The organism is Streptomyces dangxiongensis (assembly GCF_003675325.1).
In the GTDB taxonomy this organism is placed as follows: Bacteria; Actinomycetota; Actinomycetes; order Streptomycetales; family Streptomycetaceae; genus Streptomyces; species Streptomyces dangxiongensis.
The window spans coordinates 4,359,938-4,382,283 of record NZ_CP033073.1; the positions used below are offsets into that span (position 1 = coordinate 4,359,938).

General features: G+C 73.3%; 17 protein-coding genes, 2 pseudogenes and 1 riboswitch. Of the genes and pseudogenes, 9 read left to right on the forward strand and 10 right to left on the reverse strand.

Annotated elements, in window-relative coordinates; genetic code table 11:
* Window positions 1-37: 37 nt before the first annotated feature.
* Window positions 38-984 (reverse strand): annotated as a pseudogene (locus D9753_RS19610) (glucosyl-3-phosphoglycerate synthase).
* A gap of 156 nt (window positions 985-1,140) precedes the next feature.
* Window positions 1,141-1,297, forward strand: a riboswitch (SAM riboswitch).
* Window positions 1,298-1,314: 17 nt separating this feature from the next.
* Between D9753_RS19610 and thrC the strand changes: the two are divergent.
* From thrC to D9753_RS19635, 5 genes are all read left to right on the forward strand, one after another.
* Complete coding sequence (thrC, locus tag D9753_RS19615) at window positions 1,315-2,598, forward strand: threonine synthase (RefSeq protein ID WP_163010739.1); 1,284 nt, start codon at window positions 1,315-1,317, stop codon at window positions 2,596-2,598.
* A complete protein-coding gene (locus D9753_RS19620; RefSeq protein ID WP_121788174.1) occupies window positions 2,595-2,870 on the forward strand; it encodes a MoaD/ThiS family protein in 276 nt (91 codons plus the stop codon). The genes thrC and D9753_RS19620 overlap by 4 nt, the downstream gene beginning before the upstream one ends.
* A gap of 440 nt (window positions 2,871-3,310) precedes the next feature.
* Window positions 3,311-3,514 (forward strand): cold-shock protein, encoded by a 204-nt coding sequence (locus D9753_RS19625; RefSeq protein ID WP_121788175.1) that lies wholly within the window; start codon window positions 3,311-3,313, stop codon window positions 3,512-3,514.
* 367 nt (window positions 3,515-3,881) lie between these two features.
* Window positions 3,882-5,504, forward strand: coding sequence for a chaperonin GroEL (gene groL, locus D9753_RS19630; RefSeq protein WP_121788176.1), 1,623 nt, complete (start codon window positions 3,882-3,884; stop codon window positions 5,502-5,504).
* A gap of 233 nt (window positions 5,505-5,737) precedes the next feature.
* Window positions 5,738-6,859 carry an NADH:flavin oxidoreductase gene (locus D9753_RS19635; protein ID WP_121788177.1) on the forward strand — a complete coding sequence of 374 codons (1,122 nt, stop codon included), beginning with the start codon at window positions 5,738-5,740 and terminating at the stop codon, window positions 6,857-6,859.
* 28 nt (window positions 6,860-6,887) lie between these two features.
* Here D9753_RS19635 and D9753_RS19640 read toward each other — a convergent pair whose 3' ends face one another.
* The 4 genes from D9753_RS19640 to D9753_RS19655 all read right to left on the reverse strand — a co-directional run bounded on the left by D9753_RS19640 (window position 6,888) and on the right by D9753_RS19655 (window position 11,040).
* Window positions 6,888-7,457, reverse strand: a complete 570-nt coding sequence (locus D9753_RS19640) for a hypothetical protein (RefSeq protein WP_121788178.1) — start codon at window positions 7,455-7,457, stop codon at window positions 6,888-6,890.
* A gap of 90 nt (window positions 7,458-7,547) precedes the next feature.
* The gene (locus D9753_RS19645) at window positions 7,548-9,071 is read right to left on the reverse strand and encodes a PTS transporter subunit EIIC (protein ID WP_121791171.1); all 1,524 of its coding nucleotides are present in this window, start codon (window positions 9,069-9,071) and stop codon (window positions 7,548-7,550) included.
* Window positions 9,072-9,087: 16 nt separating this feature from the next.
* Window positions 9,088-10,011: an N-acetylmuramic acid 6-phosphate etherase gene (murQ, locus tag D9753_RS19650; protein ID WP_121788179.1), complete on the reverse strand. Its 924-nt coding sequence runs from the start codon at window positions 10,009-10,011 to the stop codon at window positions 9,088-9,090.
* Window positions 10,012-10,134: 123 nt separating this feature from the next.
* Window positions 10,135-11,040 carry a MurR/RpiR family transcriptional regulator gene (locus tag D9753_RS19655; RefSeq protein ID WP_121788180.1) on the reverse strand — a complete coding sequence of 302 codons (906 nt, stop codon included), beginning with the start codon at window positions 11,038-11,040 and terminating at the stop codon, window positions 10,135-10,137.
* A gap of 56 nt (window positions 11,041-11,096) precedes the next feature.
* On the opposite strand from D9753_RS19655, the gene D9753_RS19660 reads away from it, so the two are divergent.
* Window positions 11,097-11,480: a hypothetical protein gene (locus D9753_RS19660; protein ID WP_121788181.1), complete on the forward strand. Its 384-nt coding sequence runs from the start codon at window positions 11,097-11,099 to the stop codon at window positions 11,478-11,480.
* Window positions 11,481-11,487: 7 nt separating this feature from the next.
* Window positions 11,488-11,763, forward strand: a complete 276-nt coding sequence (locus D9753_RS19665; RefSeq protein ID WP_121788182.1) for a DUF4031 domain-containing protein — start codon at window positions 11,488-11,490, stop codon at window positions 11,761-11,763.
* Here D9753_RS19665 and D9753_RS19670 read toward each other — a convergent pair.
* The gene (locus tag D9753_RS19670; protein ID WP_205614406.1) at window positions 11,745-12,836 is read right to left on the reverse strand and encodes a GNAT family N-acetyltransferase; all 1,092 of its coding nucleotides are present in this window, start codon (window positions 12,834-12,836) and stop codon (window positions 11,745-11,747) included. The genes D9753_RS19665 and D9753_RS19670 overlap by 19 nt on opposite strands.
* A 36-nt stretch (window positions 12,837-12,872) precedes the next feature.
* Window positions 12,873-13,517: an HD domain-containing protein gene (locus D9753_RS19675; RefSeq protein ID WP_121788183.1), complete on the reverse strand. Its 645-nt coding sequence runs from the start codon at window positions 13,515-13,517 to the stop codon at window positions 12,873-12,875.
* A gap of 123 nt (window positions 13,518-13,640) precedes the next feature.
* Between D9753_RS19675 and D9753_RS19680 the strand changes: the two genes are divergently transcribed.
* The gene (locus D9753_RS19680) at window positions 13,641-14,339 is read left to right on the forward strand and encodes a copper homeostasis protein CutC (protein ID WP_121788184.1); all 699 of its coding nucleotides are present in this window, start codon (window positions 13,641-13,643) and stop codon (window positions 14,337-14,339) included.
* 99 nt (window positions 14,340-14,438) lie between these two features.
* Here D9753_RS19680 and D9753_RS19685 read toward each other — a convergent pair whose 3' ends face one another.
* On the reverse strand, window positions 14,439-16,481 hold the full coding sequence (locus tag D9753_RS19685) for a HelD family protein (protein ID WP_121788185.1): 2,043 nt from the start codon (window positions 16,479-16,481) through the stop codon (window positions 14,439-14,441).
* A gap of 240 nt (window positions 16,482-16,721) precedes the next feature.
* Here D9753_RS19685 and D9753_RS19690 point away from each other — a divergent pair, with 240 nt between their 5' ends.
* Entirely contained in the window at window positions 16,722-17,921 is a 1,200-nt protein-coding gene (locus D9753_RS19690; protein WP_205614206.1) for a glycosyltransferase 87 family protein, read from the forward strand.
* Here the strand turns inward: D9753_RS19690 and D9753_RS19695 are convergent.
* Window positions 17,887-19,531 (reverse strand): annotated as a pseudogene (locus tag D9753_RS19695) (DNA repair helicase XPB). The gene D9753_RS19690 and the pseudogene D9753_RS19695 sit on opposite strands and share 35 nt — an antisense overlap.
* A 101-nt stretch (window positions 19,532-19,632) precedes the next feature.
* A complete protein-coding gene (locus D9753_RS19700; protein WP_121788186.1) occupies window positions 19,633-22,341 on the reverse strand; it encodes a helicase-associated domain-containing protein in 2,709 nt (902 codons plus the stop codon).
* Window positions 22,342-22,346 lie beyond the last annotated feature (5 nt).

A 22,346-nucleotide genomic window follows, 5' to 3' on the forward strand; every position in this document is an offset into this window, starting at 1 on the left:
TACGGTCCGCCCGCAAACGGGACCGTATACGGACCGTTCACGCCACCTTGCGCTCGGCGTACTCGGCGATCTCCACCATGGGCGGCCGTTCCTCGGTGTCCACCGAGTAGGTGTGCGCGGCTCGAACCCGTCCTCGCCCCGCTCGAACTGGGTCAGCGCGGGCCGGACCAGATGGCCGCGGGCCAGCCGGAGCTGGGCGGTGCGGTAGATCGCGGCGGCCATCCGGCCCAGGGCCTGCCCGTCCTGGTGGCGATGCAGGCGCACACCCACGTCGACCTGGGCCAGCGCGTCCAGGCCGGCCAGGTGCAGCGCGTCCACCAGCATCCCCAGCTCCACGCCGTAGCCGACGGGGAACGGCAACTGCTCCAGCAGGGAGCGGCGGGCCGCGTACTCGCCGCCGAGCGGCTGCACGAAGCCGGCCAGTTGCGGCCAGTGCATGTTCAGCAGCGGCCGGGCCATCAGCTCGGTGACCCGGCCGCCCTGCCCGGCCGCGCCGCCGAGCGGGCGGTCGTACATCGCCTTGACCAGGTCCACGCCGGGTTCGGTGAGCAGCGGGCCGACGATCCCGGTGACGAAGTCGGAGGAGAACTCGCGCAGGTCCGCGTCGATGAAGCAGACGATGTCCCCGCCGGTCACCAGCAGCGAGCGCCACAGCACCTCGCCCTTGCCGGGGACGGCGGGGATACGGGGCAGGATGGCGTCGCGGTGCACGACCCGGGCGCCGGCGCGCGCGGCGACCTGCGCGGTGCGGTCGGTGGACCCGGAGTCGACGACGACGATCTCGTCGACCAGCGGTATCTGCTCCACGAGGTCGTGGCGGATGACCGCGACGATGTCGCCGACCGTCTCCTCCTCGTTGAGCGCGGGCAGCACGACGCTGATCGTCTGGCCCGTGCGCTGCTTGGCGGCCAGGACGCGGTGGAGCGGGCGGTCGGTCACGGACCAGGAGCGGTCGGCCAGCCAGCGCTCGACTTCTTCCAGCACGGTCTGCGGCTCCTCACTGTCACGACCACACGCACACGGTGTGATCCATCTCGCGGTACGGACGACTATCTCAACTGTCCTGGCCTTCGGTTACAGTCTTGAACAACGCCGGTGACCATCGCATGTCGGGGGTCGCCCGCGTCAACAACCACATATTGCTCATCCAGAGGGGCAGAGGGACACGGCCCGATGAAGCCCCGGCAACCCTCCAGTCGGTTCTCGTAGATCAGTTCTGATCGTCTCCGCGAGGCTCCCGGCTAGGGAAGGTGCCAAATCCGTCTCACGGCGAAGTGCGTCGTGAGGAAGATGAGGAGAAAGGGCCTCGCCTCCATGGCTGTGCAGACAGTTGCAAGCGCCAGCAGTCCCACCGTCGACCTCGGTCCCGCCACGGCCCTGAGCTGTCGCGAGTGCGGTCACCGGGTGCCGCTCGGCCCGGTCTTCGCCTGCGAGGAGTGTTTCGGTCCGCTGGAGATCGCCTACGACTTCTCCGCCTACGACACCGAAGAGCTGCGCCGCCGCATCGAGGCGGGCCCCGCGAACATCTGGCGCTACGCCCCGCTGCTGCCCGTCCCCGCGGACGTCGCCGGCAAGCCCAACCTGAACCCGGGCTGGACCGAGCTGGTCAAGGCCGACAACCTGGCGCGCGAACTGGGCGTGACCGGCGGGCTGTACGTGAAGGACGACTCCGGCAACCCGACGCACTCCTTCAAGGACCGGGTCGTCGCCCAGGCCCTGGAGGCCGCCCGCGCCTTCGGCTTCACCACCCTGTCCTGCTCCTCCACCGGCAACCTGGCCGGTGCCGTCGGCGCCGCCGCCGCCCGGGCCGGCCTGCGCTCCTGCGTGTTCATCCCGCACGACCTGGAGCAGGCCAAGGTGGTCATGGCCGCCGTCTACGGCGGTGAGCTGGTCGGCATCGAGGGCAACTACGACGACGTGAACCGCTTCTGCTCCGAGCTGATCGGCGACTCGGCCGGCGAGGGCTGGGGCTTCGTCAACGTCAACCTGCGGCCGTACTACGCGGAGGGCTCCAAGACCCTCGCGTACGAGATCTGCGAGCAGCTCGGCTGGCGGCTGCCCGACCAGATCGTGGTCCCGATCGCCTCCGGCTCCCAGCTCACGAAGATCGACAAGGGTCTGCGGGAGCTGATCAGTCTCGGCCTCGTCGAGGACCGGCCGTACCGGATCTTCGGCGCCCAGGCCGAGGGCTGCTCGCCGGTGTCCACCGCCTTCAAGGCCGGGCCCGACGTCGTACGGCCGCAGAAGCCGAACACGATCGCCAAGTCGCTCGCCATCGGCAACCCGGCCGACGGTCCGTACGTCCTGGACATCGCGCGCCGCACCGGCGGTGCCGTGGAGGACGTCACCGACCAGCAGGTCGTGGACGCGATCCGGCTGCTCGCGCGGACCGAGGGCATCTTCGCGGAGACCGCCGGCGGGGTCACCGTGGGCGTCACCCGCAAGCTGATCGAGAACGGTGTGCTGGACCCGGCGAAGACCACGGTCGTCCTCAACACCGGCGACGGCCTGAAGACTTTGGACGCGGTGGCCGGGACCGGCCTCACCGCCACCATCCGCCCGACCCTGGACTCCTTCCGAGAGGCTGGCCTCGCATGAGCGTGACCGTTCGCATCCCCACCATCCTGCGCACCTACACCGGCGGCTCGGCCGAGGTCGCCGCCGAGGGCGCGACCCTCGCCGACGTCATCGCCGACCTGGAGAGGAACCACACGGGGATCGCCGCCCGGGTGCTGGACGACCAGGGCAAGCTGCGCCGGTTCGTCAACGTGTACGTGAACGACGACGACGTCCGCTTCGAGCAGGGCCTGCAGACCGCCACGCCGGACGGCGCGGGCGTGTCGATCATTCCGGCGGTCGCCGGCGGCTGATCCGCCGCATCATTACCTTCGGTAACGTCGGTTACATGTTGTTCCTGCGATTGCCCCCTCCACAAGAGAAGCGGAGGGGGCAATTCTGTGTGATTGAGCGCGGTAGAGTTGGGGAACACGGTCGCGGTCCGCGGGTCGGCGGCCCTTCATTCGGTGCTGTGCGCCCGACAAGAAACAGCCAAAGTGCTGGGGTGTTCCGCGGCATTTGTTCCCTTTGTGGGGCCCGACTTGCCCTGAAGTCGGATGAATTCTCGCCACATTCCGGACCGCTCGCTTCCAGATTTCTCGTCCGATTGACCTGTTGCAGAGGGCAGTTGGACAGATACATTCAGCCGCGGTCGACGCGTTCCGGCGCACGCCCCCGGCCAATGGGGGGTGAGGTCTGACCCGGGTCCGCGAAGTGCGGATCTGTGCAAGGGCCAGTAATAGGGGAGTTAGGCATGGCTCAGGGCACCGTCAAGTGGTTCAACGCGGAGAAGGGGTACGGCTTCATCGCGGTCGACGGTGGTGCGGACGTCTTCGTCCATTACAGCGCCATTCAGATGGACGGCTACCGCACCCTGGAAGAGGGCCAGCGGGTGGAGTTCGAGATCTCGCAGGGCCAGAAGGGCCCGCAGGCCGACATGGTTCGCCTCGGCGCCTGAACGTCTTTTGTGGCGAAGGGCCCGCACCGGCACAGGGTGCGGGCCCTTCGCCGTGCCCGGGTCCGTGCCTGCTCCGTGCCCGGTCCGGGGCGGGATCCGCGTCCGTCCGTGCCCGGTCCCGTGTCCGCGCCCGGTGTTCGCGCGGGGCTGACGGAGGGCCCGTTACCCCGCGAGGCGCTTGCACTCGACCATGCCGAGTGCTAATCATTGGCGTTAGCACTCTGAAGGTGAGAGTGACAACGAAGGACCGGGTCGGTGAGGCCCGCAGGCCAAGTGGGGCAAGGAACCACGCGGCCGGCGAGCCGTCCGTCGCGGGCGCGGGCGCGGTCCGAAGGAATCACCCCCAGTCCTGGAGGGACCACTTCACATGGCCAAGATCATCGCGTTCGACGAGGAGGCGCGGCGCGGCCTCGAGCGCGGCATGAACCAGCTCGCGGACGCCGTAAAGGTGACGCTCGGCCCCAAGGGCCGCAACGTCGTCCTCGAGAAGAAGTGGGGCGCCCCCACGATCACCAACGATGGTGTCTCCATCGCCAAGGAGATCGAGCTCGAGGACCCGTACGAGAAGATCGGCGCCGAGCTGGTCAAGGAAGTCGCCAAGAAGACGGACGACGTCGCCGGTGACGGTACGACCACCGCGACCGTTCTCGCTCAGGCCCTGGTCAAGGAAGGCCTGCGCAACGTCGCCGCCGGCGCCAACCCCATGGCCCTGAAGCGCGGTATCGAGAAGGCCGTCGAGGCCGTCTCCGCCGCCCTGCTGGAGCAGGCGAAGGACGTCGAGACCAAGGAGCAGATCGCCTCCACCGCGTCCATCTCCGCCGCCGACACCCAGATCGGCGAGCTGATCGCCGAGGCCATGGACAAGGTCGGCAAGGAAGGCGTCATCACCGTCGAGGAGAGCAACACCTTCGGTCTTGAGCTGGAGCTCACCGAGGGCATGCGCTTCGACAAGGGCTACATCTCCGCCTACTTCGCGACCGACATGGAGCGCATGGAGTCGGTGCTCGAGGACCCCTACATCCTCATCGCCAACTCCAAGATCTCCTCGGTCAAGGACCTGCTCCCGCTCCTGGAGAAGGTCATGCAGTCGGGCAAGCCGCTGCTGATCATCGCCGAGGACGTCGAGGGCGAGGCCCTGTCGACCCTGGTCGTCAACAAGATCCGCGGCACCTTCAAGTCCGTCGCCGTCAAGGCCCCGGGCTTCGGCGACCGCCGCAAGGCCATGCTCGGCGACATCGCCATCCTCACGGGCGGCGAGGTCATCTCCGAGGAGGTCGGCCTCAAGCTGGAGAACGCGACCCTGGACCTCCTGGGCCGTGCCCGCAAGGTCGTCATCACCAAGGACGAGACCACCATCGTCGACGGTTCGGGCTCCTCCGAGCAGGTCAACGGCCGGGTCAACCAGATCCGCGCCGAGATCGAGAACAGCGACTCGGACTACGACCGCGAGAAGCTCCAGGAGCGCCTGGCGAAGCTCGCCGGCGGTGTCGCGGTCATCAAGGCCGGTGCCGCCACCGAGGTGGAGCTCAAGGAGCGCAAGCACCGCATCGAGGACGCCGTCCGCAACGCGAAGGCGGCCGTCGAGGAGGGCATCGTCGCCGGTGGTGGCGTGGCCCTGCTCCAGGCCTCCCAGGTCTTCGAGAAGCTGGAGCTCGAGGGTGACGAGGCGACCGGCGCCAACGCCGTGCGCATCGCGCTCGAGGCCCCGCTGAAGCAGATCGCCGTCAACGCCGGCCTCGAGGGCGGTGTCGTGGTGGAGAAGGTGCGCAACCTCACCCCGGGCCACGGCCTGAACGCCGCGACCGGTGAGTACGTCGACCTGGTCGCCGAGGGCATCATCGACCCGGCGAAGGTGACGCGTTCCGCGCTCCAGAACGCCGCGTCCATCGCCGCGCTGTTCCTCACCACCGAGGCCGTCATCGCCGACAAGCCGGAGAAGAACGCCGCGCCGGCCGGCGGCGGCATGCCGGGCGGTGACATGGACTTCTGATCGGCCTCCGGCTGATCGCCTGTCCTTCCGACCGAGGGCGGCACCTCCTGCTGACGCAGGGGGTGCCGCCCTCGGGCGTTTCCCGCGACGGGTGTGCGGTGTGACCGGGGTCACGGAGCCGGTGGGGTGCGGGTGGAATGCGCGAACGCGTGCCGGAGGTTTATTCATTAGGTGCAACATTGCGTGCGCACATACCGACTGGTCTACCGAGTGAATCCCCGAGGAGCCCCCACGTGACCGTCACGACCCCCGCCTCCCGCGCGGCCCGGATCCTGTCCCGGCCGATCTCCCTCAACGGCCTCACCGTCCCCAACCGGATCGTGATGGCGCCGATGACCCGCATGTTCTCCCCGGGCGGCGTCCCCGGCGAGGACGTGCGCTCGTACTACGCCCGCCGCGCCGCCGCCGGTGTCGGCCTCATCGTCACCGAGGGCACCTACGTGGGCCACGAGTCGGCCGGTCAGAGCGACCGCGTCCCGCGCTTCCACGGCGAGGAGCAGTTGGCGGGCTGGGCGAAGGTCGCCGAGGACGTGCACGCGGCCGGCGGCACGATCGTCCCGCAGCTCTGGCACATCGGCACCGTCCGCAACGAGGGTGACGCGCCCTTCCCGGACGCCCCCTCCCACGGCCCCTCCGGCCTGCGCGTCGACGGCACCGCGGACGCCACCCCCATGACCCAGGCCGACATCGACGCCGTCATCGGCGCGTTCGCCCGGGCCGCGGCGGACGCCGAGCGCATCGGCTTCGACGGCGTGGAGATCCACGGCGCCCACGGCTACCTCCTCGACCAGTTCCTGTGGGCGTACACCAACCGCCGCACCGACGGCTACGGCGGCGACCCGGTGGCCCGGGCGCGGTTCACGGCGGAGCTGGTCGCCGCCGTCCGCGACGCCGTCTCCCCGGAGTTTCCGATCATCTTCCGCTACTCGCAGTGGAAGCAGGAGGCCTACGACGCCCGGCTCGCGCAGACCCCCGAGGAGCTGGAGTCCATCCTCACCCCGCTGGCGGAGGCCGGTGTCGACGCCTTCCACGCCTCCACCCGCCGCTACTGGCTCCCCGAGTTCGACGGTTCGGACCTGAACCTGGCCGGCTGGACCAAGAAGCTCACCGGCAAGCCGGTCATCACCGTCGGCTCGGTCGGCCTCGACGGCGACTTCGTGCACGCCTTCGAGGGCGAGGGCTCCCCGGTCCGCGGCCTCGACAACCTCCTGGACCGCCTGGAGGCCGACGAGTTCGACATGGTCGCCGTCGGCCGCGCGCTGCTCCAGGACCCGGAGTGGGCCGCCAAGGTGCTCGCCGACCGCTTCGACGAGCTGCAGCCGTACGACGCGGCGGCGATCAAGACCCTGAGCTGACCCGGCCGCGGGCCCCGCGCCGCTCCGGCTACAGATTGCCCATGGGCTCGATGTCGACCCGTACCGGGGTTCCCCACACCCGCAGCACCTCGTAGTCGGTGAACTCGTGCACGAGCCGGTACGCCATGGCCGGGCGGGAGCCGCGCCGCTGGGCCGCGAGGTACGCCTCGGCCTCGCGGAGGTCCCGCCGGGGTGTGCCGCAAAGCTGCCACTCCTGCCCGTTCCACAGCTCCGGCAGCCACCGCTGCTGGGGCTCTGGCCGGTCGCCGCGGACGCCGTAGCGGGAGGGGGCCGACGGCACCGGCTCGCCGGGCCGGGGCCGGCCCCGGAACTCCGAGCGGCGGGCGGCCCGGCGCCGGGTCTCGCACAGCAGGCACAGGTCGGGGGCGCTCTCGTCGACCGGCCCCTGCGGATGCTCGGGGCACCGGGTGGCGGGCGCGCCGGCCGTGACGCTGTCCTCCAGCAGGTCGAGGGCGCGCCGCAGATCGCTCCTGATCTCGTGCAGCCGCGCGTCCGGCGTGTCGGCGGTCAGGGCCTCTCCGTGCTCCCCGAGCAGCCGCAGAGCCCGTCCGAGGGCGGTGAGCTGGGCATGGTTCATGTCGATCGGTCGCCTCCTCCCCACCATGGTGCCCTGCCCGCCCGGACCCGGGATCCCGGGTCGTGGGCCGGGCGTCTCCGGTGGGCGCGCTCAGGTGCCGGGCGCCGGGGTGGCGGTGCCGGTGGAGGTGGCGCCGGTGGTGCCGATGGTGCTCGTGGTGCCGGTGGTGCTGGCGGTGTCGACGGTGCCGGTCGTGCCGGTCGTGACGGTGGTGCCGGTGGTGTCGGTGGGCCGGAAGGTGAGGTAGGTGGCCAGGAAGCCCACCAGGTAGCCGGTGAGGAGGCCGCCCGCGTAGACCGAGGCCAGCATGGCCGGGCCGCGGTTCCCGGCCAGCAGCGGGAACAGGGCCCAGCCCGACGGGCCGATCGCCGTGGCGCCCACCCGGGTGCCCAGCATGGCGAAGAAGCCGATGAACGCACCGCCCGCCGCCCCGCCCGCGCAGGCGGTCAGGAACGGCCGGCCGAGCGGCAGGGAGACGCCGTAGATCAGGGGTTCGCCGACCCCCAGCAGGCCCGCCGGGAGCGCCGACCTGATCGTCGTCCGCAGCGGGACGTCGTGACGGAGGCGGACGTAGACCGCGAGGGCAGCGCCCACCTGCCCGGCGCCCGCCATCGCCAGCAGCGGCAGCAGTGCCGTGTAGCCCTGCTGTTCGATCAGGGTGGCGTGCAGCGGGATCAGGGCCTGGTGCAGGCCCAGCATGACCAGGGGGAGGAACAGGCCGCCGAGGAGCAGCCCGGCCAGGGCGCCGGTGGTGGCGAGCAGCCAGGTCGCGGCCGTGCCGATCGCCGCCGCCACCGTCCCGGCCGCGTACATCAGGCCGTACAGCGTCACCAGGCCGGCGACGAGGACCGTCACGGCCGGGGTCAGCAGGACGTCCAGCGCGCCCGGCACCCGGCCCCGGCACCACTTCTCCACCCGCGTGGCCAGGAACGCCGCCGCGAGCGCGCCGAGCACCCCGCCCTGCCCGGGCGCCAGGTGCACGCCGAACGCCGTCACCTTCGCCACGCCCGGATACACCACGACCGCCGCGACGGCCCCGCCCAGCACGGGCGTGCCGCCGAACTCCTTGGCCGTGTTGTAGCCGACGAACACCGGGATCAGGGCCATGAACGCGGAGGCGATCGCGGACAGAGCGGGGGTGAGCGCGGGCAGCAGGCCGGCGTTCAGCAGCAGGCCGTTGAGCCCGGCCAGGATGCCGCAGCCGATGAGGGCGGGGATCAGCGGGACGAACACGTGCGCGACGCGCCGCAGGGCGGTCCGGACGGGGGCGGCGTCACGGCGCCGGACGTCCTCCGGGGCCCGGGCCGCCCGGTCGGGTGCCGTCTCGGGGGCGGCGGCGTCGGTGGTGTCGGTGGTCCCTGCGGCGAGCAGCGTGCGGACCTCGGCCGTGACCTCGTCGACCACGCCGGGCCCGAGCACGATCTGCCACATGTCCCCGCCGCTCACCACCCCGAGCACGCCGGGTACGGCCCGCAGGGCCTCCTCGTCCCCGGCCGCCGGGTCGGCGAGGGTCAGCCGCAGGCGGGTCATGCAGTGGGTCACGGAGACGACGTTGGCCGGTCCGCCCACCCGGGCGAGGACGGCGGTCGCGGTGGAGGCGGGGTCGATGCGCACGCCCCGAGCGTGCGGGTCAGCGGGGGGCGTGCGCCAGCGCGGCACGCAGATGGCCGTCACACTCCTCCAGAAGGCGGGCGGCCGTCGGGCCGTCGACGCCGGCGAGCAGCGCCAGGATCGCGTGTTTGACCTCGCCGCCGGTCCGGGTGAGGGCCTCCTCGATCTCCTCGTCGCCCGCTCCGGTGGCGAGCGCGACGATCCGGCGGGAGCGGGCCCGCAGCTTCTCGTTGGAGGCGCGCACGTCGACCATCAGGTTCCCGTACGTCTTGCCGAGCCGGATCATCGTGATCGTCGACAGCATGTTGAGGACGAGCTTCTGGGCCGTGCCCGCCTTCAGCCGGGTGGAGCCGGTGATCAGCTCCGGGCCCACGACGACCTCGATGCCGTGCTCGGCGGCGGCGGCCAGCGCGCTGTTCTCGTTGCAGGCCAGGCCGACGGTCAGCGCGCCCAGTGCGCGGGCGTGCTCGACGGCGCCGACCGCGTAGGGGGTGCGGCCGGAGGCGGAGACGCCGACCACGCTGTCCTCGGCGTTCAGCTTCAGCGCGTCGAGGTCCCTGCGGGCCAGTTCCGCGGAGTCCTCGGCGCCCTCCACGGAGGTCACCATGGCGTCGGGGCCGCCCGCGATGAGGCCGACTACCTGGGCGGGGTCGGTGTTGAAGGTGGGCGGGCACTCGGAGGCGTCCAGCACGCCGAGCCGGCCGGCGGTCCCGGCTCCGGCGTAGACGAGCCGTCCGCCGCGGGTCATGCGGTCGGCGACGGCGTCGACGGCGGCGGCGATCCGTGGCAGCTCGGCGGCGACGGCGGCGGGCACGCCCGCGTCCTCGCCGTTCATCAGCCGGGCGATCTCCAGGGTGGGCAGCCGGTCGATGTCGGCCAGCTCGGGCCGGAAGGCCTCGGTGGTCAGGGAAGCCAGTTCGGTGCGCAGGTCATGAGAGGTCATGGGGGGTGGCTCTCTCCGGTGACTCTTGGGACAGGGGGGCCAGTGAACCGGTTTCGGGGCGCGGGGAGCTGCGCGACAAGCCCAGTCGGCCCGCGGATCCCCGCGAACGGTACGTCGTGCGTTCTACCGCGAAGCGCTGCGGTGCCGGTGGGCCAGCGCCTCGTACGACGCGGCCAGGGCGGGCGCCGCCGTCTCGTACGTCCGCTGGGCGACCCCGACGAACAGGCAGTCCACCACCAGTAGCTGACTCGTCCGGGACGACATCGCGGCGGGCCGCAGCTCCGACTCCCGCGAGGTCGACGTGGTCAGCACCAGGTCGGCGTACTGGGTGACGGGCGAGTCGGGCCTGCCGGTGATGGCGACGGTCGTCGCGCCGTGCTCGAAGGCGGCCCGGAGCGGTTCGATGACGTCCCCGGTGGACCCGGAGTGCGTGATGGCGATCGCCACGTCTCCCGAGCGGAGCTGCACCGCGTTGGTCACGGCGAGATGCGGGTCGCTGTGCGCGTGGGCTATGAGCCCTATCCGCAGCAGCTTCTGGGTGAGGTCCTGGGCGACGAGCCCGGAGGCTCCTATGCCGTACACGTCGGTGCGCCGGGCGCCGGCCAGCGCGGTGACCGCCGCGCCCAGTTGGCCGGTGTCGAGTCCGGCGGCGGTGTCGGCGAGGGTCTGCTGTTCCTCGTAGGCCAGTTTGGCGACGACGTCGGCCAGGGGATCGTCCACCGCGATGTCGGTGGTGATGGCGGGGGCGCGGCCGGACTGCTGCTGGGCGGCGAGTCCGGCGAGGGCGAGGCGCAGGTCGCGGTAGCCGGGGTAGCCGAGCAGCCGGGCGGTGCGCACGACGGTGGCCTCGCTGGTGCCGGTGAGCCCGGCGAGGCCGGTGACCGTGAGGGCGGCGCAGCCGGCCGGGTCGCTCGCGACGGCCTCGGCGACGCGCTGCATGGAGCGGGTCATGGAGGGGGCGAGGGTGCGCACCTTGGCGGCGAGGGAGCCGCCCGGACTGCCGAAACTTTCCTTCAGGTCCTGGGTCACCTCTGAAAGATATTTTCGGTTCCGTACCGGGGTCAAGAGTGCGCACAATGGGGTGCATGGAACCCATCAGCCCCCTGGAACAGGCGTTGCACGCGGCCCGTGCCCTGGTGCTCGCGGACCTGGTCGCGGGCCGGGCCGCGGAGCCGGACGTGGTCTCGCTGGTGGAGGACTCGGTCGTGCAGCGGCGCTGGTGGGTCGAGCAGTGGCCGGAGGGCGCCGGTTATGTCGCCGGGCTGGTCGCGCAGGACGTGCAGGACGCGCTGCTGGACCGGTACGGCCGCTGGCCGTTGTGCCCGGTGTGCGGGGGCGGCGAGCCGCACGCCCTGGAGGTGGAACCGGAACTGGGCCCGGACCCGCACTGGGTGTGCCACAAGGCGGGCGTGAAGGTCGCCCCGGTGGGCTCGCTCGGCTCGGCCACGGGCGGGACGGGGTCCTCGTGAGGCGCCGATGACCGTCTACATCGACCCGCCGGCCTGGCCCGGACACGGGCGCATGTGGTCGCACCTGGTGAGCGACGTGTCCTACGACGAACTGCACCGGTTCGCCGAGGCGCTGGGCGTTCCGCGGCGGGCCTTCGAGCGCGACCACTACGACCTGCCGTCGCACCGGTACGCGGACGCGGTGGCCGCCGGGGCGGTGGAGGTCCGCAGCCGCGAGGTGGTGCGCCTGCTGCGGGCGTCCGGGCTGCGCCGGCCGAAGGGTCGTCAGGTGCGGCGCACGTAGAGCCGGAGGCCGCCCTCCATGTCGTACTCCTCGTGGGCGGTCCGCTCCTCCTCCACGGTCGCCCGGACGAATCCGGCCCGGGTCGCCACCCGTTGCGAGGGCAGGTTGTCCGGCTCGATGGTCGCGATGACCATGTCGACGTCGTCCCGGGCCAGCGCCCACTCGGTCAGGCCGCGCACCGCCTCGGTGGCGTAGCCCTCACCGCGGGCGGCCTCGATCAGGTCGTAGCCGATCTCCACCCGGCGTTCCGCGTCCGGGGCGCCGTGGAAGCAGATGCCGCCGACGGCCCGGCCGTCCTCGGGCCGGACGAGGGCGAAGACGCCGAACTCCGGGCGGTGCATGCCCGTTTCGTAGGCCTTCATCAGATGCGAGCAGGCCTGCCGGGTGCCCTCGTGCGGGCCGTCCCCGAGCCAGTCCAGGCCGCCCTTCCCGCCCAGGCGCACATCGTCGGCGGCGGCGGGGCGGATGCCGGTGAGGAGGAGGCGCTCGGTGGGGATGACCAGGTTGTTGTACAGGGTCCAGTCGGTGACCCGGGCGCGGCCGGGCAGGTCGCCGCGGCCGGTCGCCCACAGCAGGGTCGGCCAGGGCTCGGGGCCGGGCTGGACGTGGGGGAACAGCCAGGCGAGGACGGCCGCGGCGAGGTCCGGGTCGGGCTCGTGGGCGAGGCCGAGACCCCGCGCGATGTCGTGGGTGTGCAGGAGCGACTCGTTGACGGCCATCGCCGCGAAGCCCTCGCGGTCGGCGGTGCCGAAGGGCTGCGGGTGGAAGGCGCGGACCCCGGGCGGCGCGGTGCGTACGGCGGCGGCCACCAGGGCGCCGGTCGCCTCGATCACCTGTATCAGTCCGGCGTTGTCGGCGCCCTCGGGGAGGGTGATGGCCAGCGGAAAGCGGTCCTGGGCGCGGCCGGCGAGACGGCTCGCGTAGTGAGTGAAGGCCTGGGCGATGTGGAAGGCCGTCGTACGGCAGGTCCAGTCCATGCCGGCCGCGTGGACCGTGTCCCAGTCCCGGTCCACTCCGGCGCGCAGTGTCGCCGTGCAGCTCGCGACGGCCGCATCCACCTGGTCCCCGCTCATCGTCCGCATGCGCGCACAGTACGGCGGGGGCCGTCCTCAGGTCGACAGCATTTCCAGCTCGCCCGTGAGGTTGTGGCGGGCGGTGGCCTCCCAGTGTTCCTGGCCGTACGGCGTGCGGAACAGGCGTGGCAGGTCCAGGAGTTGGCGCAGGACCGCCGAACGGCCCGTGCGGAAGGCGGCGTCGGGGACGAAGTGGTACTCCTCGCGGATCCGGACGGTGTAGGCGGCGTACGCCGACGGGGGCGCGGCCAGGACGGCCAGGTCGGCGTCGCACAGCACCTGCCCGTCGCGGTCGGAGGGAGCCGGGTCGTGCGTGACGGTGAGCCGGACCAGCCGGGCCACCTCGGCCGTCTTCGCGGCGGACAGGCCGGCCTCGGGCAGGGCGCGTTCGGCCAGCCGCGCCGACCGCTCCTCGTTCTCGGACCGTTCGGGCAGGTAGACGGCGTCGTGGAACCAGGCGGCCAGGCGGACCACGTCCGGGTCGGTGGCGCAGGGCGCCAGGACGTCGACACGGTCGAGCACCTCGGTGAGGTGGGCCACCGTGTGGTAGCGGCGCTGCGGCTCCTGCCAGCGGATGAGCAGGTTGTCGGCGTACGGCGTGGGGTCGGGGCCGCCGCCGGGGGCGCGGGCGGCTTCCAGGGCGCGGGCGAAACGGAGACGCAGGGCGTCGAGGTCGGCCATGGACGGCATTCTCCCGCGCCGGCCGGCCGCCGGCGCCCCGGTCCCGTCCGGGTGAGGGGCGGCCCCGTTCGGGCGTAGGCTTTGATTGGACTAGACCTGTAGTCGCGGAGGAAATGGGGTGCCATGAGCAAGCGTGCAGTCCTGGAGGTGATCGCCCTCGACACCGAGGACGCGGTCGCCGCCCAGGCCGGAGGCGCGGACCGGCTGGAGCTGGTCACCGAGATGGCGGCCGACGGGCTCACCCCCTCGCCCGCCACCGTCGCCGCGATCCGCGCCGCCGTCGACATCGACCTGCGCGTGATGCTCCGCCTCGCGGACGGGTTCGCGGCCGGTGACGTGACACGGCTCGCCGGGATCGCCGGCGAGCTGCGGGCGGCCGGCGCCGACCAGTTCGTGCTCGGGTTCCTGGACGCGGGCGGCGGTGTCGACCTGCCCGCCGTGGAGCGGGTCGTGGGCGCGCTCGACGGCTGCCCCTGGACGTTCCACCGGGCGATCGACCGGGCCGCCGACCGCGACGCCCTGCGCAAACACCTCGCCGACCTGCCCGGCCTGGACACCTACCTCACCGCCGGCTCCGCCACGGGCGTGGACGACGGCCTGCCCACCCTGCTCGCCGAGGCGGCACGCGGCGGCGAACCCGGGTACGCGCAGCAGATCCTGGTGGGCGGCGGCCTCCGGCTCGACCACGTGCCCCGGCTGCGGGCCGGGGGCCTCACGGCGTTCCACATCGGCGGCGCGGCCCGCCCCGACGGCTGGCAGGGCCCGGTCTCGGCGGAGGCGGTCACCCGGTGGCGCACGACCCTGGACGCCGTCGCCGCCTGACCCGCCACGTCCGCCGTCACCTCACCACGGGTGCGCCCCTGTCCCCGGCCGCCCTCCTCACCCGGCCGGAAGCGGGGACCGCGCCGACGGTGCCGTGCGCTACCCGGCGAGCTGGGCGGGCAGCGGGGCCGAGTGGGTGACGACCAGGCCCGACACGGCACGGGTCAGCGCCACGTACAGCCGGCGCAGGCCCGTGCGTTCGTCCGGTTCGCCGTCCACCACGGCCCGCGGCTCGTCCAGGACCACGTAGTCGTACTCCAGGCCCTTGGCGAGGGAGGCCGGGACGAGGGTCAGCCGGGTCTCGCGGGTCGTCTCCTGGCCCGGCCCGAGGTACCCGATGCCGGCCGCGGTCAGCGCCTCGGCCAGTTCCGGGATCCGGGCGTCGGCCGCGATCAGACCGGTCGAGCCCTCGTTGCGCAGCAGCTCGGCGCAGGCGGCGACGACACCGGCCGGCTCGGCGACCGTACGGATGTCGAAGAAGCCCGGGTTCTCCCGGACGGAGGCGACCGGGGTGAGGCCGGGCGCGATGTGGGGCAGCAGCCGGGAGGCGTACGTGATCACGTCCGTCGGCACACGGAAGCCGGCCGTCAGTTCCTCGACGGCCCCGTCCGGCTTGCCGAGGTGGCCCAGCGCCTCCGCCCAGCTCCGGGTCGCCCACGGGGTCGTGCCCTGCGCGAGGTCGCCCAGGACGGTCGCGCTGCCGGTGGTGCAACGGCGGCCGACGGCCCGGTACTGCATCGGGGACAGGTCCTGCGCCTCGTCCAGGACGACATGGCCGAGCGAGGAGGTGCGCTGGATCAGGTCGGCCGCCTCGTCGATCAGCACCGCGTCCGCCGCCGACCACCTGGCCGCCTTCACGCCCCGCACCGGCCTGGCCCACAGGATCGTCCGCTGCTCGTCCTCGTCCAGGAGGCCGGCGGCGTGCTCGGCGAGGAACTCCGCGTCGGTCAGCAGCCGCAGTACCAGCTTCGCCGGGTCGACGGCCGGCCAGACGCTCTTCACGGCCGCCTTCACCGCGGCGTTGCGGGCGACCGCGTCCTGTACCCGGTCGTCCGGGGCCTCCCCGGCCCGCTCCATCTGCACGAGCACCGCGTGCGCGATGCGCTGCGGCAGGGCCTCGCGGGCGGCCCCGTACCGGATGTCCCGCGCCAGCAGCTCCCGGACGATGACCTCCAGCTCGTACGCCGGTACTCGCCAGCGCCGCGAGCCGCGCACCACCACGACCGGCTCGGCCGGCATGGTCACGTGGGAGTACAGGGCCCGGCGCAGCACCTCGGCCATCCGGGCGTCGCCCTTGACGACGGCGGCGGGCGCGTCGTCCGTGCCGCGCACCTCCACGTGGGCGACGAGGTCGTCCACGGTGGCCTGCTGCACGGCCAGTTCGCCCAGGGCGGGCAGGACCTGCTCGATGTAGTGCAGGAAGGACCGGTTCGGCCCGATGACGAGGGTGCCGGTGCGGGCCAGCCGCTCGCGGTGGGCGTAGAGCAGGTAGGCCACCCGGTGCAGGCCGACGGCCGTCTTGCCGGTCCCCGGGCCGCCCTGCACGCAGACCGTGCCGCCCAGCCCGCTGCGGACGATCTCGTCCTGCTCGGGCTGGATGGTGGCGACGATGTCCCGCATCGGGCCGACGCGCGGCCGTTCGATCTCCTGCTGGAGCAGCTTGCTGGTGGGGCCGCCCTCCGAGGAGTCCGCCGGGCCGGCCGGGTCGCCGAGGTGCTCGTCCTCGTACGCCGTGAGGTCCCCGCCCGTGTAACCGAAACGGCGGCGCAGCCCGATGTCCAGGGAGTCCTTGCGGGACGCCCGGTAGAACGGCTGCGAGACGGGTGCGCGCCAGTCGATGACCATGGGGTCGCCGTGGGCGTCGTGCACGTGCCGCCGCCCGATGTAGAAGCGCCCGCCCGTCTCCCACCGCTGCTCCTCGTAGTCGAGGCGGCCGAAGAACAGCGGGGTGTCGCTGAGGTCGGCCAGCGCCTTGACGCGGTCCTCGATCTGCCGGGCGAGCACTTCGGCGTTGACCCAGTTCGCGGTGACGTCACGGATGTCCAGGGCCTCCGCGTCCTGACGCATGGCGCGCAGGGCGGCACGGGACGCGGCGAGGTGGGCTCGTTCCCGGGCCAGGGGGTCATCGGTGGGCGTGGACAAGGGGGTGCCTCCGGTGGGCCTGCTGCGTGGGCTGTGTCGGTGCCGTCCGGTTTCCGGCCGGACGGCGGCGCTCCGTGGCGGAGGCGGGCAAGAGCGAGGATTTTAGAGGGACCGGCGGGCGGGGGCCACCGAATATCGGTGCCGCAGGGCGGGGCCACCGGATCTCGGTGGTGCAGGGATTCACCGCGCGCGTGACCCCAGGAGCGACATAAGGTCACATCCGTGTGGAAACGGACGGTGATGCCTCTCCTCCCGGCCCTCCCCCCTGCCCCTCCTCGTGCCCGTGCCTCTGCCCTGCCTGTCCTGCCCGTGCTGCTCCTGGTGCTCTCCCTCGGCTGCTTCGCCGCCCTGTGCGTGGCGCAGCGGGCCCCGATGGCCGACCTGCTGGTGTACCGGGCCGAGGGCGCCGCCGCGGCCCACGGCGGCGACCTGTACGGCTTCACGGTCACCGAGTGGCGGCTCCCGGCGACCTACCCGCCCTTCGCGGCCCTCCTCTTCGTCCCCGCCGCCTGGCTGCCCGTGCCGGCCCTGAAGGCGGCCTCCCTGGCGGGCAACGCCGCTCTGCTCGCCGTCCTGGTCGCCCTCTCGGCCCGCCTGGCGTCCCGCCCGCTGTCCCCGGCCCTGCTGTGCACGGCCACCGCCGCCGCGCTCTGGCTGGAACCGGTCTTCCAGACCCTGCTGTTCGGCCAGGTCAACCTGGCCGTGGTCTGCCTGAGCCTGTGGGACCTGACCCGGCCGCCCGGCGCCCGCGCCCGGGGCCTGGCCCTCGGCCTGGCGGCCGGCGTCAAACTCACCCCGGTCCTCTTCCTGGTCTACCTGCTGCTGCGCGGACGCCGACGGCAGGCGGCCACGGCGGCGGCCGGTCTCGCCGCCACCGTCCTGCTCGGCTTCCTGCTGCTCCCCGCGGCGAGCACCGACTTCTGGACCCGGCGGCTGTACGAGACCGGCCGGGTGGGCAAGGCGTGGATCGTGGACAACCAGTCCCTGCGGGGGCTGGTCGCGCGGGCCCTGCACGACCCCGCGCCGGGCCTCGCCTGGGCGCTGCCGGCGGCGGCCCTCACGGTGGCGGGCCTCGCGCTGGCCGGCCGTGCCCGCCGGGAGAGCCACGGCGTCCTGCTGACCGCGTTCACGGCCCTGCTGGTCTGCCCGGTGAGCTGGACCCACCACTGGGTGTGGTGCGTGCCGCTGCTCGCGGTGCTGCTGGCGGAGGGCCGCACCCGTACGGCCGTGCTGGTGGCCCTCGTCTTCACCGCCCGCACGATGTGGCTGGTCCCCCACGAGGGCGCCCTGGACCTGCGACTGCCGTGGTGGCAGCAGCCGTTGGCAGCCGCGTATCCGCTGGTGCCGTTGCTCCTGCCGTTCCTCCTGCCGCCGGGCGCCGCGCAGGCGGCCTGTCCGGTAGCGCCTAGCTCTCCGCCAGGATGTCGTCCGCGTCCATGATCCGGTACGCGTACCCCTGCTCCGCCAGGAACCGCTGGCGGTGGGCGGCGAAGTCCTGGTCGAGGGTGTCGCGGGCGACGACCGAGTAGAAGTGCGCCTGGTGGCCGTCGGCCTTGGGGCGCAGCACCCGGCCGAGCCGCTGGGCCTCCTCCTGCCGGGAGCCGAACGTGCCCGACACCTGGATGGCGACCGTGGCCTCCGGCAGGTCGATGGAGAAGTTGGCGACCTTCGACACCACCAGCACGCTGATCTCGCCCTGGCGGAAGGAGTCGAAGAGCTTCTCCCGCTGCGCGTTGGAGGTCTCGCCCTTGATGACGGGCGCGTTCAGGTGCTCGCCCAGCTCGTCAAGCTGGTCGATGTACTGGCCGATGACCAGGATCTGCTGCCCCGCGAACCGGCGGACGATCGCCTCCGTGACCTTCCGCTTGGTGGCGGTGGTCGCACAGAACCGGTACTTCTCCTCCGCCTCTGCGGTGGCGTACGCCAGCCGCTCGGAGTCGGTGAGGTTGACGCGGACCTCGACGCAGTCGGCGGGCGCGATGTAGCCCTGCGCCTCGATCTCCTTCCAGGGCGCGTCGAACCGCTTCGGCCCGATCAGCGAGAACACGTCCGACTCGCGGCCGTCCTCGCGGACCAGGGTCGCCGTCAGACCCAGCCGCCGCCTCGCCTGGAGGTCGGCGGTGAACTTGAAGACGGGCGCGGGCAGCAGGTGCACCTCGTCGTAGACGATCAGCCCCCAGTCCCGGGAGTCGAACAGCTCCAGGTGCGGGTAGACGCCCTTCCGCCGGGTCGTGAGGACCTGGTAGGTGGCGATGGTGACGGGACGGATCTCCTTGCGCGTCCCGCTGTACTCGCCGATCTCCTCCTCGGTCAGCGACGTCCGCTTCACCAGCTCGTGCTTCCACTGCCGGGCCGAGACGGTGTTGGTGACGAGGATCAGGGTGGTGGACCGCGCCTGGGCCATCGCCCCGGCGCCGACCAGCGTCTTGCCGGCGCCGCAGGGCAGCACCACGACACCGCTGCCGCCGTGCCAGAAGTTCTCCACGGCCTGCTTCTGGTACGGCCGCAGCGCCCAGCCGTCCTCCAGCAGGTCGATGGGGTGCGCCTCCCCGTCGACGTACCCGGCGAGGTCCTCGGCCGGCCAGCCCAGCTTCAGCAGCGTCTGCTTGATCTGCCCCCGCTCCGAGGGGTGCACGGCGACGGTGTCCGCGTCGATGCGGGCACCGACCAGCGGGGGCGATCCGCTTGGACTTCAGCACCTCCTCCAGCACCGGGCGGTCGGTGGTGGTGAGGACGAGTCCGTGCGCGGGGTGCTTGCTCAGGGTGAGGCGGCCGTAGCGGTCCATCGTCTCGGCGATGTCGACGAGCAGTGCGTGCGGCACGGGGTACCGGCTGTACTCCACGAGGGCGTCCACGACCTGCTCGGCGTCGTGGCCGGCGGCGCGCGCGTTCCACAGGCCGAGCGGGGTCACCCGGTAGGTGTGGATGTGCTCGGGTGCCCGCTCCAGCTCGGCGAAGGGCGCGATGGCGCGCCGGCACTCGCCGGACCGCTCGTGGTCGACCTCCAGGAGCAGGGTCTTGTCGGATTGGACGATCAGTGGACCGTTCACGCGCGGCACACCCTTTCCGCAATAGCCAAACGTCCAGTGTGCCCTCATCGGGCGGGGATCCCCGCGGGTTCCGGTGGGCCGGCGGCGTCAGGGGGGCGGTCTCAGTCCTCCGCCAGCTCGGCGACGCCCGTGATCCGGTGCAGGGGGTACGTCCGCACCTCGTCCGCCGTGTGGTCGTACGCCGTCACGAAGCCGCCCTCGACCCGGATCGGGGCGATGACCCGCTGGCTGGCGGCACCCTCGGCGTTGACGTAACCGATCCACACGGAGTCGCCGGTCAGGACGGCGGCCTGCATGGTGGCCAGGGTGTCGGCGGAGGACGTACGGGGCAGTTCGCCGCCCGCCGGGGACCCGTCGACGGGCTTGCGCGGGGTCGTGGCGGCCAGGTCACCGGCCCGGATCGCGCGGACCGCCGCCGCGAGCAGCGTGGCGTCGGGCGGCGGCGGCCCCTCCGGCACCGGCTCGGGCGCGGTGCGCGGCGGGGTGCGGCGGGCGTGGGCGCGGGCGATCAGGACGTCGCCCTCGGCGGACTCGGCCGCGGGCGCGTAGCCCATCGCGCGCAGTCCCTCCAGCAGCGTCGCCGGGTCGCTCGGCGTGGCCAGCACGGTCGGGGCGAGGCGGCGCAGGCGCAGACCGGCGGCGCGCCGGTCGGCGAGGATCTCGTTCAGCAGGGCGTCGTCGTCGCAGCGGACGTACGCGGAGGCCGCGCCGACCCGCAGGTGGCCGTGTCTGCGGGCCACGTCGTCGATGAGGTAGGCGAGCGGCTGCGGGACCGGGGTGCGGGAGTGCTCGGTGAGGAAGGCGTGCAGGTCGGCGGCGGCCCGGCCGGCGTCCAGGGCACGGCGTACGGACGCCGGTGTGAACCGGTACACGGTCGCGCCGCCCTTGGACTCCACGTCCGCGAGCACGCCGAGCATGTCCGCGAGCGGGCGGCGCAGCGGGCCGGGGGCGACCGCGGTCAGGTCGGCCTGGAGCAGCACGTGGTCCAGGGGCTCCGGCAGCAGCGGGGCGAGCAGCCGGGCCGCGGCGGCGGTCGCGACGCCCTGGTCGGCGTCGGAGAGGGGCGCGAGCGGGACGGCGGGCCGGTGGTGGTGCACGGGGAGCTTGTCACCGGGGCCGGCCGGTTCCGGGGCGGCAGCCGATGCGCCGGAAGCGGAAGGGCCGGAAGCGGACGCGCCGGGGGCGGACACGCCGCCGGGTGCGGGGGAGCCGGTCGCCGACGGCCCGGCCGCGGGCGGGGCAGGCCTCGCGGAACCGGAGCGGGCACCGGAGGCGGGGGCGGCGGGGGGTGTGCCGAGGAGGGCGCGTCCGTGCGCCGACAGCGCGCCGCGCCCGGTCACGCCGAGCAGTTCGGTCTCCGTCAGGGTCCAGCGGGCGAGCCGGGAACGCAGGTCCTCCTCACCGCCGTCCTTCCCCCACGCCCCGCCGCGCTCGCGCGGTGCGACGCCCACCGGGCCGCGCAGCGGGTGTTCCCAGCGCAGCCGGCCCAGCACCGACTGGGCGTCCGGGGCCGCGCCCAGCGGCAGCGCGGCCAGCAGGGCCAGCACCCGGTGCCGTACCTCGGGCGCGGCGGACCGGTCCAGGCCCGGGCCCAGCGCCGACAGCGTGCGGTCCTTGGCGTCCCGGCCGCCGATCAGCCCCGGGGTGCGGGTGGCCGTCAGCCAGGCCTGGGCGAGCCGGCCCCAGCGTTCGGCGGGGGGCAGTTCCAGCCACTCGTCGTAGGCGGGCGTGGCCGCGTACCGCTCGTCGGCCTCGCCGTCGGAGGCGATCAGACCGGCCGCGTGGGCCAGCTCGACCCAGAAGGCGGCGACCGGCTCCGACACGTCCAGGGCGACGGCGGTCCGCTTCAGGTCGCGGACGCTCAGCCCGCCCGCCCGCAGCACCGCCGGCCCGCCCTCGTCCCAGCCCTTCAGCAGCTCCTCGACGGTGGCCAGGGCGGTGTACGCCTGCCCGGCGGCCGTCGCGTCCACCACCTGCGGGCTGTGCGTCGCGGCCGGCGCCACCGCGGGCGGCAGCGGCTCGGGGGTGCGGTGGGCGCGGCCCTCCCGCAGGTGCAGCGCCACCTCGCGGGGCAGGACGACCGTGCCGGGGGCCGTCGGCAGCAGCAGACCGCGGTCCAGCAGCCAGCGCAGATGCGCGGCCGGGTCCGCGGTGACCTGCCCGTACGGCGGCCCCCACACCAGCCGGGACAGCACCTCCCGGGCCGCTTCCGGCGCCCCGGCGAGCAGCTTCGCCATCTTCCCGCGGTGGGTGAACAGCCCGGTCAGCGCGGTCACCGCGGACACCGAGTCATGGGTCGAGGGCAGCCCGGCCGCCGTCACGATCTCCTGGATGCGGCCCGGCGACATGCCCGAGGTGGCTTCCTGCACGGTGGGGCCCAGCCCGGTCGGGGACGGGTGCTGCGGGGACGGCGCGAGCAGTTCGCGGGCGGTCCGCACCAGCCGCAGCCGGTCGTCGTCGCCCCACACCAGCGCCTGCTCGCGCAGGGTGGCCAGGGCCCGCGGCAGCGCGGCGGCCACCGCCTCGTCCACGGCGTCCCCCGCCATCAGCCCCAGCAGCGTGCCGTACGACGCCGGGTCCGGGGCCACCGCCAGCGCCTCCGCCGTCTGCAGCGCGAACCGGTCCAGCCGCTCCAGGGCGCGCAGCACCGACGCCCGCGTGCCCGCGCGGGTGGCGAGCTGGGTCAGGTCGGTGGGGACGGGGGTGATGAGGTCCGGGCGGCTGCGCAGCAGTGCGGTCAGGGAGGCGTCGTCCCTGGCGCGGAGCGCTTCCGCGAGGGACCGAGGGACTGAGTGGGCCTCGGGGCTCATCCGGC

What these genes read in the sequence shown, in the direction of transcription:
- thrC (WP_163010739.1), top strand. Translation starts at nt 1,315, where the DNA reads ATGGCTGTGCAGACAGTTGCAAGCGCCAGCAGTCCCACCGTCGACCTC.
- D9753_RS19620 (WP_121788174.1), top strand. Translation starts at nt 2,595, where the DNA reads ATGAGCGTGACCGTTCGCATCCCCACCATCCTGCGCACCTACACCGGC.
- D9753_RS19625 (WP_121788175.1), top strand. Translation starts at nt 3,311, where the DNA reads ATGGCTCAGGGCACCGTCAAGTGGTTCAACGCGGAGAAGGGGTACGGC.
- groL (WP_121788176.1), top strand. Translation starts at nt 3,882, where the DNA reads ATGGCCAAGATCATCGCGTTCGACGAGGAGGCGCGGCGCGGCCTCGAG.
- D9753_RS19640 (WP_121788178.1), bottom strand. Translation starts at nt 7,457, where the DNA reads ATGAACCATGCCCAGCTCACCGCCCTCGGACGGGCTCTGCGGCTGCTC.
- murQ (WP_121788179.1), bottom strand. Translation starts at nt 10,011, where the DNA reads ATGACCTCTCATGACCTGCGCACCGAACTGGCTTCCCTGACCACCGAG.
- D9753_RS19660 (WP_121788181.1), top strand. Translation starts at nt 11,097, where the DNA reads ATGGAACCCATCAGCCCCCTGGAACAGGCGTTGCACGCGGCCCGTGCC.
- D9753_RS19665 (WP_121788182.1), top strand. Translation starts at nt 11,488, where the DNA reads ATGACCGTCTACATCGACCCGCCGGCCTGGCCCGGACACGGGCGCATG.
- D9753_RS19670 (WP_205614406.1), bottom strand. Translation starts at nt 12,836, where the DNA reads ATGAGCGGGGACCAGGTGGATGCGGCCGTCGCGAGCTGCACGGCGACA.
- D9753_RS19675 (WP_121788183.1), bottom strand. Translation starts at nt 13,517, where the DNA reads ATGGCCGACCTCGACGCCCTGCGTCTCCGTTTCGCCCGCGCCCTGGAA.
- D9753_RS19680 (WP_121788184.1), top strand. Translation starts at nt 13,641, where the DNA reads ATGAGCAAGCGTGCAGTCCTGGAGGTGATCGCCCTCGACACCGAGGAC.
- D9753_RS19690 (WP_205614206.1), top strand. Translation starts at nt 16,722, where the DNA reads ATGCCTCTCCTCCCGGCCCTCCCCCCTGCCCCTCCTCGTGCCCGTGCC.
- D9753_RS19700 (WP_121788186.1), bottom strand. Translation starts at nt 22,341, where the DNA reads ATGAGCCCCGAGGCCCACTCAGTCCCTCGGTCCCTCGCGGAAGCGCTC.